Below are 14,006 nucleotides of genomic sequence, written 5' to 3'. Positions count from 1 at the left end.
TCACCGGGACGGCTCGGCGCGGGCCGCCCGGATCCGCTCCCACTCGTCCTCGTCGAAGGTCACCGGCACGCCCTGGCTCCGCAGTGCCTGGATCAGCGCGGCCAGGGGAATGTGCACGTCCTCCTGGCCGGGCTCCTGCCAGCCGGTCTCGTTCGGCGCGTTCTCCGGGATGGGGAACGGGACTTTGACGTCGAACAGGATCTCCGAGCACATGATCGCGGTGCCGTCGGGGCGTTTGCCGCATTTGAAGATGTGCACGTCGTCGATGAAGGCACCAGGCATGCCGACTCTCCCCTCGGAGTGCTCCACACCGGATTCCGGTGCCGAAATGCTGGCAGCCGCCGGTGATCGTGGCAAGGAGTTTCGACCGGTTCCACGCCCTGAGCGCGGTCGGTACCCCGCGGCCGGGGCGGAGGACGGCAGGCCGGCCGGTGGCGGAGGAGATTCCACCGGGAATGCTCCGGTGTCGTGACGTGGTTGGTCCGGACGTGCGAAAGAAGATCGGATTCCTGTCCTTCGGCCACTGGCGTGACGTCAACGGCTCCCAGACGCGGAGCGCCGCCGACTCGCTGCTGCAGACCATCGAGCTGGCGGTGGCCGCCGAGGAGCTGGGCGTCGACAGCGCCAACGTCCGCGTGCACCACTTCGAGCGTCAGCTGGCCGCCCCGTTCCCGCTGCTGGCCGCGATCGCGGCTCGGACCAGCCGGATCGAGATGGGCACCGGGGTGGTCGATCTGCGGTACGAGAATCCCCTCTACATGGCCGAGGAGGCCGCCGCCACCGACCTGATCAGCGGTGGGCGGCTCCAGCTGGGGGTGAGCCGGGGATCCCCGGAGACCGCGCTGCGCGGCGCCGAATCGTTCGGGTATGTCGCGGTCGGCGGCGAGACCGCCGCCGATCTGGCCCGGCAGAAGATCGAGGTCTTCCTGGCCGCCATCGACGGCGCACCGGTGGCCCGCACCGATCCGGCCCGCACCGGCGGGGTGAGCGGTGGGCTGGCCATCCAGCCGCAGTCCCCCGGTCTGCGGCAGCGGATCTGGTGGGGTGCGGGCACCCGGGCCACCGCCGAATGGGCTGCCGGAGTCGGCATGAACCTGCAGAGTTCGACGCTGCTGAGCGAGGACACCGGGGTGCCGTTCGACCAGTTGCAGGCCGAGCAGATCGCGCTGTTCCGGCAGGCGTTCAAGGAGGCCGGGCACGACTGGGAGCCTCGGGTGTCGGTGTCGCGCAGCGTGCTCCCGGTCACCGCGGAGATCGACCGGATCTACTTCGGGCGCGAGGACGACAAGGACCAGGTGGGCCTGTTGGAGGGGGTCCGGTCGCGGTTCGGCCGCACCTACTCCGGTGATCCGGCCCGCATCGCCGAGGAACTGGCCGCCGACGAGGCCGTGCGGTCCGCCGACACGGTGTTGTTCACGGTGCCGAACCAGCTGGGCGTCGAATACAACACCCGCCTGCTGTCCACCATCACCGAGCACATCGCCCCGGCGATCGGCTGGTCCCCGGCCGGGGACAGCGCGCGGCGGGCCTAGCTTCCGGGTGGCGTTCGGTGGCTCGATTCACCACCGAACGCCACCCGGAACCTAGCGGGACGGCGATCCGGCGGGGATGCCGGTGTCGTCCGCGAGGCGGGGCACACCGCGCACCCCGAGCGGCAGCAGAGTCATCACCAGGCCGATGATCCCCGCGCCGAACAGGACCCGGCGAGGGCCGATCGTTTCGGCCAGCACGCCGGATACGGCGTACCCGATCGGTTCCAGGCCGAAGCTGCCGACCTGGTCGATGCTGAGCACGACACCGAGCCGGTCGGCCGGGATCGCCCGTTGCAGAGCGGTGTACCAGTAGATGCCGAACAGCATGAACCCGGTGCCGGCCGCCAGGTAGCCGGCCAGGATGACCGGCGACGGCAGCGCCGCCGCCAGAGCCAGCAGCACCAGCGGGTACGGCAGCACCCCGGCCAGCGACACCAGGCCCGGCCGGCGCGGCTGCCATCGGCTGCCGAGAACGCCACCGGCCACCTCGCCGGCCGCCATGAACGACAGTGCCAGGCCGTACACCATGGCCGGATAGGTCTCGGCGACCACCACGGGGAGCAACGCGAACCCCGGGGCGACCATCAGCGGCGCCTGCGCCGTCGCGATCGCGATGATCGCCACCACCCAGGGCCGGCGGCGGACCTCGGCCAGGCCGGTACCGAGATCCTCCAGGAAACGGAGCCGCTCGCCGGTGGTCCGGCCGCGTTTCTCCCGGATGGCCAGCAGCAGGGTCGCGCTGACGACGAAGGTCGCCGCGTTCGCCAGGAACACCGCCCGGGTGTCGGCCACGGTCAGCAACACTCCCGCCAGCGCCGGTCCGGCGATGGCGGCGCCCCGGTTGGCGATGCTCTTCAGCGCGTTACCGCGTTGCAGCTGGTCCTCGGCCAGCAGCACCGGGACCAGTGATCCCGCGGCCGGTTCACCGACCGAGCTGAAGAAGCCGGACACCGCCGACAGCGCGAGCAGCACGGCGAACGAGCCCGGCTCGGTGGCGAAGACCAGGACGACGGCGCACTGCGCGATGTCGTTGGCCAGCAGCGCCCGGCTCTTGCGCCCCCGGTTCACCAGGACGCCCGCACCCAGGCCGACGATCGAGGCGGTGATGCCCCGGATCGCCAGCAGCAGCCCGAGCTCGGCGGGCCCGTGGTGCAGCAGCACCACCCCGACCAGGGCGACCGGGAACATCGAGCGCCCCACCTCGTTGACCGCCTGTGAGGCCAGGAAGAGCCGGAAGTCCCGATGCCGCAGCACCGCGTCGCGGGCCGGCGGCGAAGGATTCACAGAACTCCCCGGCCGGCCTGGTCGGCTTCGACGGCCTCGAAGAGGGCTTTGATGTTGCCGCTGCCGAAGCCGGAGGAGCCGTGCCGGCGCTCGATCACCTCGAAGAAGAGGGTCGGCCGGCCGGTCACCGGGCGGGTGAAGATCTGCAGCAGCTCACCGCCGGCGTCACTGTCGACCAGGATGTGCCGGCTTCGCAGACGCTCGATCGGGTCCGGCAGGTTCGGCACCCGGTCGTGCAGACGCTCGTAGTAGGTCGCCGGGGTGGTCAGGAAGGTGACGCCGGCTTCCCGCAACCGATCCACCGTGTCGGCGATGTCGCCGGTCAGCATGGCGATGTGCTGCACCCCGGCGCCACCGTTGGCCGCGACGAACTCGTTGATCTGGCTCCGGTCGCCCGGTGCGCCGGGCTCGACGATCGTGAAGGTGATCCGCGATCCGGGGTGCCGCACCACGATGCTGCGCATGCTGGTACGGCCGGTGTCGGTGGTCTCCTTCATGACGACCTCGAAGCCGAGCACGGTGACGTAGAAGTCGGCCCACGATTCGAGGTCGCCGCACGCCACCGCCAGCGCGAAGTGATCGAGCAGGCGGAGTGGGCCGGCCGGGTCCTCGCCGCGGGGCTCGCCGGCCGCGACGAAGGTGTGTGTAAAGACGCCCGGTCCCTCGATCGAGCGGCTGCCGGCGGGCGCCCAGGCCGGGGTGCGGTCGGTGGCCCGCCCGCCGCGGGCGACGGCGAGGCGTTGCGCCTCGTCCGGATCCGGCACCAGCAGGCCGATGTCGCGCACACCCTCGCCGTGCTGGTGCACGAAGGTACCGGCCGGCGCGCCGGGCCGGGTGGCGCCGGAGACCGTGAGACGGATGGCGCCCTGCCCGAGCATCAGCGTGCGCTCGTCGGCGCAGGTGCGCACCGCGACGTCGGCCTGGTCGGTGAAGCCGTATTCGCGGCGCAGGGTCTCGGCTGCGGTGTCGACGTTGCCGACGGCGATGTCGCAGTGGGCGATGCCGTGGATCGGGGGATGACCGTTCACGGGAGCGTTCCTTCCGGTCGGGCCTCGTCCGGTTGCCGGCCGAGGCGCTGGGTGATGAGGTCCGCCTGGTCGGCCACCGACTGGCAGGCGAACAGTTCGTCGAGCGCGACCGACACCGGCCACCGTTGCTCGATCAGGTCGAGGATGCGCAGCATGGTGAAGGAGTCCGCGCCGGCGTCGAAGACGTCGGTCCGCGGATCCTCGATCCGGAAGCCGAGCAGTTCGGCCCACATGTCCACGATCGCGGCGGTCACGTCCCCGGGACCGGGTGCGGTGGCCAGCACCGGACGCGGTTCGGTGAGGCGGTCCCCGTCGGCGTCGACGAAGTAGGTGCCCGCGCCGGTACCGAGCAACCGCAGGACCAGGTCGAGCCCGGTGTCGGCGTCGATGCCGGTGGGCGACCGGCGGGCCATGCCCAGTCCGCGCCACGCCGGCCAGGCGATGGTCAGCCGGCCGGGCCGCCCGGTGTCGGCCAGGGCGTTCAGATAGCTGTTGGCGGCGATGTAGTCGGATGCGCCGGCCACCGGCTTGACCGAGGTCAGCGACGAGAAGCCGACCACTGTGGCACCGGTGAACGCGGCCAGCAGCCGGTCGGTCACGGTCACCTTCGGGGTCAGGATCCCGGTGGACAGATCCGGATCCCAGTCCGTCAGGGTCTGTCCGCCGCCGTCGCCGGCCAGATGCAACACCACGTCGATGCCACCGAGCACCGTTTCGCACCGCCGGTGCAGGTCGTGGACGGCTTGCGGGTCGGTGAGGTCGGCTTGGACGGTCCGGATGCCGGGCTCATCGTCGGGGCCGGTGTCCCCGAGCCGCCGGACGCCGACGATGGGCGAACGGCTCACCAGGATCACGGTGTCCGCGGCGTGCCGGTGGCGCAGCCGCTCGGCCAGGGCGCCGGCGATGCCCCCCGATCCACCGGTGATCAGCCAGCGGCGCCGCCCGCCGGGGCCGGCCGCCGCGACGGTGACCGGTTCGAAGCCGGGAACCAGCCAGGAACCGTCGCGGACGGCCAGCACGGGTTCGTCCCGGGCCAGTGCCGTCGCCACCGCTTGCGCCGCCGCGGCGGGCCGGCCGAGCAGCCGCCGGTCCAGATCCAGCAGGGCGCCCCGGGCCCCGGTGGACTCGCGGGACAGGGCGGTCACCGGACCCAGGGCGAGTGCGTGCGACGGGGACACGACGTCGGTGCCGGAGACCGCGAACACACCCGCCGCGACGTACGTCAACCGGGCGGTGCGATACCGCAGTGCGGCGGCACGCCGGACCAGACGGGCGTAGCCGCCGGTGTCGAGCGGGTCCGCGGTGAACCCGGTGAGGTCGATGACGGCGAGTGGGCTGTCCCCACCGGGCAGCGGGTCGGCCGCCGTGGCCACGGTGACGGCGCGGCCGGTGGCCCCCAGCGCGTCCGCCAGCGCGGTGCGCAGGTCGCCGGCCGGCCCGACGATGTGGATGTCGCTGTCCGTGGTGTGCCCGGATACCGGGGCAGGCGGGACCGGATCCCACCGTCGCCGGTGGACCCGGGCGTCGCCCGGCGTGGCCTCGCCGGCCAGGGGCCAGTGCCGGCGGCGGTCGAAGGGGTATGCCGGCAGGGACAGCCGGCGGCGCGGGGCGTCGTCGAGCCGCCGCCAGTCCACCTCCCCGCCGGCGGTCCAGAACCGGCCGGCGGCGGTGAGGAACGCGGCCTCGTCCACCGGCCCGGTGGCGGTGACGGGAATCCCCAGGCGGGCATACCGTTCGGCGTGGCCACCGTCGGCGGTCACCACCGGTGGGCCGCCGGCGGTGGTGACCGGTTCACGCAGCGCGGCGGCGCACTCCTCGGCCGTCCGGCCCACCACCGCTCGCCGATGGCCGAGATGCCGCCGGCCGGTACGCAGCGTGTAGGCGATGTCGGCCAGCCGCTCGTCACCGGGTTCGGCGTCGAGCAGGTCTGCCAGGCTCTCGCTCCAGCGTTGCAGTGACCACGCGGTGGCGGCGGACAGCAGCAGCAGGACCGGGCTGTCCGGGGCGGATGCCGGCGACGCGTTCACCCGCGGTGGTGAGGCCAGCACGGCGTGCGCGTTGGTGCCGCCGAAGCCGAGCGAGGAGACACCGGCGTACACGGGTGTGTCGCCGGGTGTCGTGACCGTCGCGGTCGGCACCCGCAGCACGGTGCTGCCGGCCAGCCCCGGGCAGGGGTCGCCGAAGCCGGGCTGGGGTGGCACGGCCCGGTGGGAGACCACCAGCGCGGCCTTGATCAGGCCGAGCACACCGGCGGCGGCGTCGAGATGGCCGACATTGGCCTTGATCGAGCCGATCCGGCACGGGCCGTGCGGGCGGTGGCCGTCGGAGAACACCGTCTCCAGCGCACGGATCTCGATCGGGTCGCCGAGCACGGTGCCGGTGCCATGTGCCTCGACGTAGCTCACCTCGCCGGGTGTCAGCCCGGCACGGCTGAGCGCGGCACGGATCGCGTCGGCGTGCCCGGACACGCTCGGCGCGGTGAATCCGGCCTTGCGCCGCCCGTCGTTGTTGACGGCGGTGCCGCGGATGACGGCCACGATCCGGTCCTGGTCGGCGCGGGCGGCGCTGAGCCGTTTCAGGACGACGGCGGCGGCACCGCTGCCGCGTGCCGATCCGGTGGTCGCGGCGTCGAACGGGCGGCAGTAGCCGTCGGCGGAGCTGATCCCACCGGCCTGGTAGAGGTAGCCGCGTTCGGCCAGCAGGTCGACGGCGGCGCCGCCGGCCACGGCGATGTCGCAGTCGTCGGCGAGCAGCGCGCGGGCGGCCAGGTGCACCGCGACCAGCGAACTGGAGCAGGCCGACTGCACGGACATGCTGGGGCCGTGCAGATCCAGCGCATACGACATCCGGGTGGCGAGGAAGTCCGGGTCGTTCAGCAGCCAGATCTGGGGGTCCTCATCGGCGGAGGTGTAGCCGTACGCCCGCAACAGCATCGGCAGGTACTGGTTCATCCCGGCGGCGGCGTACACGCCCATCCGGCCGTGGCCGGCACCGGCCACGGCGGCATCGTCGATGGCGTGCCAGAGCACTTCGGCGAAGAGCCGGTGCTGCGGGTCCATCAGGTCGGCTTCGCGTCCGGTCAGCCCGAAGGCCGCTGAGTCGAAGTCTCGGTACGCCCCGGCCAGCCCGTGCACCCGGCGGACGTGGCCGGGGCGGTCCAGGTGTTCCGGGCGGGCGCCGGCCCGCAGCGCCTCGTCCCGGCTGACCTGGTGGGCCGCGACATGGCCGTGCAGCAGGTTGGACCACAGTTGTTCCACGTCGTCGGCGCCGGGTGCCCGGCAGGCCATGCCGATGACGGCGATCTCGTCGTTCACGCGTGCTCCTCTGTTCCGTCGATGCCGGATTCCGGCTGCAACGCCCGGGCGAGCCGCCGCGGGGTGGGATGTTCGAACAGGTGCGTCACCGGCACCTCGACACCGAGGCGGCCGGACAGTTCGGAACGCAGCCGCAACAGCAGCAGGGACCGCGCGCCGAGGTCGAAGAAGGTGGTGTCCGGGGCGACGTCGGGCCGGCCGAGGAGTCCGGCCAGGACGTCGCGGACCACCTTCTCCGTGTCGCTGCGTGGAGCGTCCGCCGGTGCCACCGTCCGGGTGGTGCCCGCGAGCGGCCGGATCACCGGATCGGCGTGGCGCAGCCGCTCGACCGGCAGGTCCGGCTCGCCGGCCATCCGCCCGAGGATCGCCAGGAAGCGCCCGAGCAGGCGGGCCGCCGCCGGCCGGTCCAGCACCGTTCGGTCGGTGACCAGTTCGACCGTCGCCGCCCCGGTGGGATCCTCGTCCACGATGAGGGTCAGCGGGTTCCCGGTGCGGGTGACCGTCGTGGTGGAGACGACCCGGGGCGCGTCCGGGTCCGCGGGCGGCTGGGGCCGGGCGTAGTTCTGGTACACCACGTGGGTGTCGTACAACCGCCCGGGCAGGCCGCCGGACCTGCCGATCTCCACCGGGTCCAGGTAGGAGTAGTAGAGGTCTCCGGCGATCTGCGTCTGGGTACGCCGCACCCACTCGATGACCGGGAGGCCGCCGAACGCGACGGCGAGCAGTGGCACGTTGTTCACGTGCAGGCCGATCGCCTGCTCGTCGTCCTCCGGCCGGCGGGTGACGCTGGCGCCGCAGACCGGGTCGTCACGTCCGGAGATCTCGGCGAGCAGCACCAGCCACGCGCAGGTCACGATGGTGGCGGGAGTGGCACCGCTGGCGGCGGCCAGGTCGTGCAGACCGTCCCTCGACGTCGTGGGCAGGGTGCGGCGCGACACGTCGAGTTCGTGGCCGCCGGCGCTGGGCAGCGGCGCGTCGCCGAAGATCAGGAGCGGGCCGGTCAGCCCGGCCAGCCGCTGCCGCCAGTGGTCGCGTGCCTCGGCCCGGTCCTGCCGGTTCAGCCAGTCGGTGTAGTGGTGTGCCGGCGGTTCGGGTTCGGTTCCGGCCGGTACGTCGCCGTGACAGCGCCGCAGGACCGCGTCGAGGAACCGCCATGAGCCGGCACCGTCGAGGACGGCGTGATGGTGGGTCCAGATCAGGGTGGTGAGCGCCGGGCCCCGGCGGAACAGGTGCCAGCGCATCGGCGGGGCCGTTGTCAGGTCCAGGCCCCGCGCCCGGTCGTCGGCGGCGTGCCGTTCGATGGCCCGCAGCTGGTCGCGGGCGTCCAGGCCGGTGAGGTCGTGCACCCGAACCGGGCAGGAGACGCCGGCCCGGACCCGCCGGTACGGCTGTGTCGTGTCCAGGTGGAACGTGGATCGCAGCAGGTCGTGGCGGGCGATCTCGGCGTCGACCGCGGTCTGGAACGCAGTCGCGGTCAGGGTTCCGGCGATGGTCAGCAGGGTCTGTTCGATGCCCACCAGGGAGTCCGGCCGGGCGATGGTGTGCAGCACCATCGAGGTCTGCATCGGGGTCAGCGGCAGGTCCCGGTCCGGTGTCCGGCCGGTCAGGGCCGCGGTCAGCAGGCCGGCGAAGCGGCCGGCCTCGGGTTCGCTGACGCGGGCGGTGTCGACGGCGAAGCTGATCTCCCAGCCTCGGGTGGTGTCGCCGTGCGCGACGATGTCGAGGGCGTAGCAGGACGTGTTCCGCGGCGCCGTGTCGTCGGCCGGTGTGGTCGGTGCGGTGCCGAAGTTGTGGTGGCCGCCCGCGGCGACGGGGTGGGCGCCGAGGTAGGTGCAGCACACCTGGGCCGGGCTGGCCGGCAGGGGTTCGGCGTCGGCGCGCAGGAAGCGGTGTGCCAGGAACCGGCGGCCGTGGTGCGGCAGTTCGGCCAGGGCCCGCTGGACTCGGCCGGCCGCCGCCGCCGGGTCACCGTCGGCCCGGACCCGCAGCGGGTGGCTGGTGGCGAGCCAGCCGACCAGTGTGCCGGCGTCCGGATCGGACGGGTCACGGCCGTGGATCTCCCGGTCGAGGACCACTTCCGGGACCTCGCGCCACCAGCCGACGGCGGTGGCGATCGCACCGAGCAGTGCCGCCTCGGCGGGTTCGGCGGGCCGGGTGTCGGAGCTGCCGGGCACCCGGAGCCGGTGCCAGCTCAGCTGTCCCCGGCCGGCCGGGGCGAACAGGGCCGGCGCGTCGTGGAGCCGGTCGCGCCAGTACCGGTTCTCGTGGTCGTCCGCGCGCACCGCCACGGTCAGCCGGCCGGCCCATCCGGTGAGCGCGGTCGCCGGGCGGCCGGTCGGGTCGTCGCCGCCGAGTGCCGCGTCGAGGTCGTCGAGGATGAGGTGCCAGGACACCGCGTCCACGCGCAGATGGTGGATCAGGAGCCGTACCCGGGCACCGTGGCGTACCGCGAGCACCGCCGGGCCTTGGGCGCGGACGGTGTGCCGGTGTGCGGCGACGGCCGTGTCGAGGTCGCCGTCGGCGTCGACGATGACCGGCTCGTGCGGGCCGAGTGCCGGGTGCAGCCGGGTGACCGCGCGCAGCGCGGCGGTGAATCGGTGTGCCGCCGGCCCGGTCAGGGTCAGCTCGATCGACTGGTGGTACCAGTCCGGGTCGGCGAACCGCTGCTCGGCGAACCAGTGGGCCATCGGTGTGTGTGCCGGTGCGGTATCGGTCACGGCGGGCCGGTCCGGCCCGGTGCCGGTGACGGCGCCGGTGAGGGCCCGCCGCAGCTCGGCGAGTGTCTGGTACCGGAAGATCAGGTCGGGCCGGACCGGGAAGCCGGCTGTTCTCAGCCGGGCCACCAGTCGCAGGGCCAGGATGGAGTCACCGCCGCTGGCGAAGAAGTTGTCGTCGTCGCGGGCGGTGGCACGGTCGAGCACCGAGCACCAGATCCGGGCGACCGGTTCCCGCGGGGTGTCCGCGGGAGCGGCGTCACCGGCCGGGGAGACCTCCCGGGCGTACGGCAGCAGGGCGTGCAGTGCCGGCCGGATGAGCTGGCCGTCGCTGGCCCGGGGGAAACGTTCCAGCACCATGACGTGGGTGGGCACCGACTCGGGTGTGAGCCGGGCGGCGACCGTTGCGGCGGCGGCGCGCACCGCGGCGGCGAGCCGGTCGCGGCGCATCGGATCGTTGTGGGCGTCCCGGTCGCCGGTGAGCCGGGACGGGAAGACGGTCCGGGCGAGGGGGTGTCCACCGTCGCGGCGCACGAACGTCAGGTCCACACGCGCCGGCCCGGTGCCGAACGGCAGCATCACGGAGTACCCGTGCGCGGCTGCCGTGAGGTACCAGTCGCGCCACCGCTCGACCGTCTCGGTGGCCGGTTCGGCGGGCAGATCCAGCAGCGCGCCCAGGCCGAGGTCACGGTAGACGCGGTCGGTGGCCAGCAGGGCCTCGCCGGAGTGCGGACGGGGCCGGTCGCCGACGGTGAAGGACGGCACGCCGGCCCGCAGAGCCGTGGTCACGTCCGCGGCCTCGACCCGGGCCGGCTCGGCGACGGCCCAGTCACCGAGGAAGAGGCGGGCGTCGTAGCGGTATCGGCTCAGTTCCGAGTCGATCCACGGCCGGCGGGCGAAGGTCTCGACCGCGGACACCGGACGGGGCAGTTCCAGGCCGGTCCAGAGCCGTGGCGAGAGCAGCAGTTCGTTCTCACCGTCGGCGTACCGTTCGATCGCGGCCACCAGAGCGGCCCGGTCCAGTTCCGGGGTCCGGGCCAGCACCTGCTCGCGGTAGAGCGCCCGGCGCGACTCGAAGCCACGCAGGTCACCGAGGTGGATCACGGCCCGGGAGTCGAGCACCGCACACACCTGGCGCAGTACCTCGGTGAGATAGTCCCGGCCCGGGAAGTACTGGGCGACCGAGTGGATGACGACGGCGTCGAACGGCCCGTCGACGCCCAGGGCGCCGAGCGCGTCGGCGGCGCCCTGCCGCAGTTCCACATGGGCGAGGTCGGGGCGCACCGTCCGGATGGTGGCCCGTACGTGGTCCAGCGCCGCGGCGGAGACGTCCAGGCCGACGTAGCGTTCGCAGGTCGCGGCGAGGCGGAACAGGAGCATGCCGGTGCCGCAGCCGATCTCCAGGACGCGCCGGGGCCGGAACCGCAGGATGGCCTCGACCGTGTCGGTCAACCAGGTGCTCATCACCCTCGGTGACAGCGGTTCACGGCTGATCGCGCTGACCCACCCGCTGATGTTGAAGGTCGGGTCGTCGCGTTCGCTGTGCTCGTTGTGCGCCTCGTCGTCGTGCACGTCGGTCCACTCGGAGACCCGTTCGCCGCCGTCGTCCGGCGGTTCTCCGGCCGGCGGCACCTCGAGCATCATGACCAGGGCGCCGTCCGGGCGGGACGCGACCAGGGCGTCGCCGTCGCCGGTCAGCAGCTGTTCGATTCCCTCCGGATCGACCAGTACGCCACGCCGTTTGAACCGTCTGTCGACCCGCCCGAGCAGTTCGATCTCGCCGGACTCCAGCCGCCGGCCGGCGTCCCCGGTGGCGTGGGTGCCGCCCGGCCCGGCACACGGGCCCTCGATGACGACCCGCCCGGCCACCCCCACCGGCGGTTCGGCCCCGTCCGGGCCGGCGATCCGCAGACGGGCGTGGTCCAGGGGGTGCCCGATCGGGAACCGGCCGTCGCCGGGCAGTGGCCGTCCGGTGAGGTCGCACATCGCCACGGTCACCGTGCACTCCGACACACCGTAGGCGTTGATCAGGCGTACCGGCCCGAAACCCGCCGCCCGCCAGGCGCGCACCGCGTCCGCCCGGAGGGTCTCGCTGCCGACGATGAGCATCCGTAGCGGCGTCACGGCCGGACGCCCGGACGCCGTCAGGCCGGAGGCGACCCGATGGAAGTACGACGAGGGCAGGTTGGCGATCGTGACGTGGTGCTCGGCGACGGCCGTCAGGAACGCCTCCGGGGTGCCGCCGAGCGACGGTGGCGCCACCACCACGGTGGCCCCGGCCAGCAGGGTGGGCAGCACCTCCTCGATCGTGACGTCGAAGCCGGGGGCCGCGAAGTGCAGGACCCGGTCGCCGGGCCGGAGACCGAGCGGGGACGCCACCGCGTCCAGGTACGCCGACAGCGCCTCGACGCCCACCGGCACCTGCTTGGGCTCGCCGGTGGAGCCGGAGGTGTGCACGACGTACCCGAGTGGTGGCGTGTCCCGCGCGGGTGTCACTCCGGTCGTCTCCGCCCGGTGGTCCTCGGCGGCCGGTCCGACCAGGAGTGCGGGCCGCAGCCGCCGGACCACGGTGGCGGTCTGCTCTCGTCCCATCCGTTCGTCGAGTGGGCAGTAGGCGGTGCCGGCGGACCAGGCGGCGAGCATCAGGACGATCGCGTCGGCACCGCGCGGGGCGGCGACCGCCAGCCGGTGGCCGGGCCGTAACCCGGCCGCACGCAGGCCGGTCGCGGCCTCCTCGACAGCGGTGCGCAGATGACCGTAGGTCCAGACACGTTCCTCGGTGACCAGGGCCGGGTGGTCCGGCGGGGCGTCGCGCAGGGCGGTGGTGATCCGGGTGGCGAGCCGGCCGGCGATGTCCGGGGTGGCGCCCGCGGGGTGGCCCGGTTCGGGCGGGTGGCCGGCGATCCGGCGCATGGCGGTCTCGATCGCGGTGGCGACTTCGGTGATGCCGGCCGGCTCGAACAGTTCGGTCGAATACTCCAGCATGCAGTTCAGCCCACCGTCGGCGGCGATGATGTCGAGGCTGAGCGGGAACTGGGCGGTGCCCTTGTCGATGTGGGTGAAGGTGCTGCGTACGCCGTGCAGTCGCAGTCGCTCGTCGCCGACGTTCTGCAGCTGGCAGGTGATGTCGAACAGTGGGCCGTCGACGGCGTCGCGGGCCGGGGCTACCTGCGCGACGATGCGGTCCAGGGACACGCCGCGATGGTCGAAGCCGTCGAGCAGCGCCTCGCGCACGGTCTCCACGGCGGTGGTGATGTCGTCGAGGTCGGTCACGACGGTGCGGATCGGCAGGGTGCCGACCAGGTAGCCGACGGTGTGTTCGACGCCGGGGTCGGAGCGGTCCGCCACCGGGCAGCCGATGGTGAGGTCGTGGACGCCACGGATGCGGCCCATCGCGAGTCGCAGCGCGGTCAGCATGAGCACGAACGGGGTGCAACGGTATCCACGGGCGGCCCGGTTCAGGGCCTCGGTGGTGCCGGCGTCGATGCGGAAGTGGTGCAGTCCTCCGGCCACGGTGTCGCGGTGCATCCGGTCGGGCCGGTCCTGGCCGGCGGGCAGGTCGGCGAACCGTCTCCGCCAGTACCCGAGGTCGGCGTCGGCGGCTTCGGTCCGTTCCGCGGCGGGGTACGCCGCCGGTGGTGGCAGTACCGCCGCCGAGGGCCGGCCGGGAGCGTTGTACAGCGTGGCGAGCTCGTCGAAGAGCACACCGACCGACCAGGCGTCGATGACGGCGTGGTGCACGATCAGCGCGAGCACATGGTGTCGCGGTCCGGTCCGGATCAGGTGCGCGGCGATCAGCGGGGGCTCGGTGATGTCGAACGGGCGGGTGGCGAGTTCCCGCAGCAGGTCGTCGGCGCCGTCACCGGTCTCGCGGCGGCCGACATCCCAGGAGGTGGCGGTGGCGGTCACCGGCCGTACCGTGCCGTCCGGGTCCAGCCGGAACCCGGTGCGCAGGCTCCGGTGCCGGTGGACGAGCAGGCGCAGGCAGTCGGCCAGCCGGTCGGCGTCCAGTTCACCGTCGAGGTCGACGCGGACGGCCACGTTGTAGAACGGGCTGTCCGGCTGCATCTGCTGGAGGAAGAACATCTGGGTCTGGTGCGTGGTGGCGGGCAGGGTGGACAGCGGTTCGGGCAC

At 73.3% G+C, this 14,006-nt stretch carries 6 protein-coding genes; 1 reads left to right on the top strand and 5 read right to left on the bottom strand.

Annotated features, from left to right (window positions below):
* Nucleotides 1-282: a hypothetical protein gene (locus tag ACQ0O7_RS26205; RefSeq protein ID WP_430785295.1), complete on the bottom strand. Its 282-nt coding sequence runs from the start codon at nucleotides 280-282 to the stop codon at nucleotides 1-3.
* A 206-nt stretch (nucleotides 283-488) separates the two neighbouring features.
* Here ACQ0O7_RS26205 and ACQ0O7_RS26200 point away from each other — a divergent pair, with 206 nt between their 5' ends.
* A complete protein-coding gene (locus tag ACQ0O7_RS26200) occupies nucleotides 489-1,532 on the top strand; it encodes an LLM class flavin-dependent oxidoreductase (protein WP_430785293.1) in 1,044 nt (347 codons plus the stop codon).
* 51 nt (nucleotides 1,533-1,583) lie between these two features.
* On the opposite strand, the gene ACQ0O7_RS26195 is transcribed toward ACQ0O7_RS26200, so the two are convergent.
* The 4 genes from ACQ0O7_RS26195 to ACQ0O7_RS26180 are packed head-to-tail and all read right to left on the bottom strand — an operon-like array spanning nucleotide 1,584 to nucleotide 14,006.
* Nucleotides 1,584-2,816, bottom strand: coding sequence for an MFS transporter (locus ACQ0O7_RS26195; protein ID WP_430785291.1), 1,233 nt, complete (start codon nucleotides 2,814-2,816; stop codon nucleotides 1,584-1,586).
* Entirely contained in the window at nucleotides 2,813-3,844 is a 1,032-nt protein-coding gene (gene hppD, locus ACQ0O7_RS26190) for a 4-hydroxyphenylpyruvate dioxygenase (RefSeq protein WP_430785289.1), read from the bottom strand. Before hppD ends, ACQ0O7_RS26195 begins: the two co-directional genes overlap by 4 nt.
* Entirely contained in the window at nucleotides 3,841-7,158 is a 3,318-nt protein-coding gene (locus ACQ0O7_RS26185; RefSeq protein WP_430785287.1) for an SDR family NAD(P)-dependent oxidoreductase, read from the bottom strand. The genes hppD and ACQ0O7_RS26185 overlap by 4 nt, the downstream gene beginning before the upstream one ends.
* Nucleotides 7,155-14,006 (bottom strand): condensation domain-containing protein, encoded by a 6,852-nt coding sequence (locus tag ACQ0O7_RS26180; RefSeq protein ID WP_430785285.1) that lies wholly within the window; start codon nucleotides 14,004-14,006, stop codon nucleotides 7,155-7,157. The genes ACQ0O7_RS26185 and ACQ0O7_RS26180 overlap by 4 nt, the downstream gene beginning before the upstream one ends.

This window comes from Actinoplanes sp. G11-F43, from assembly GCF_050589265.1.
Taxonomy (GTDB): Bacteria; Actinomycetota; Actinomycetes; order Mycobacteriales; family Micromonosporaceae; genus Actinoplanes.
Note: the sequence above shows the minus strand (reverse complement) of the source record. Positions and strands in the feature narration are given on the sequence as shown.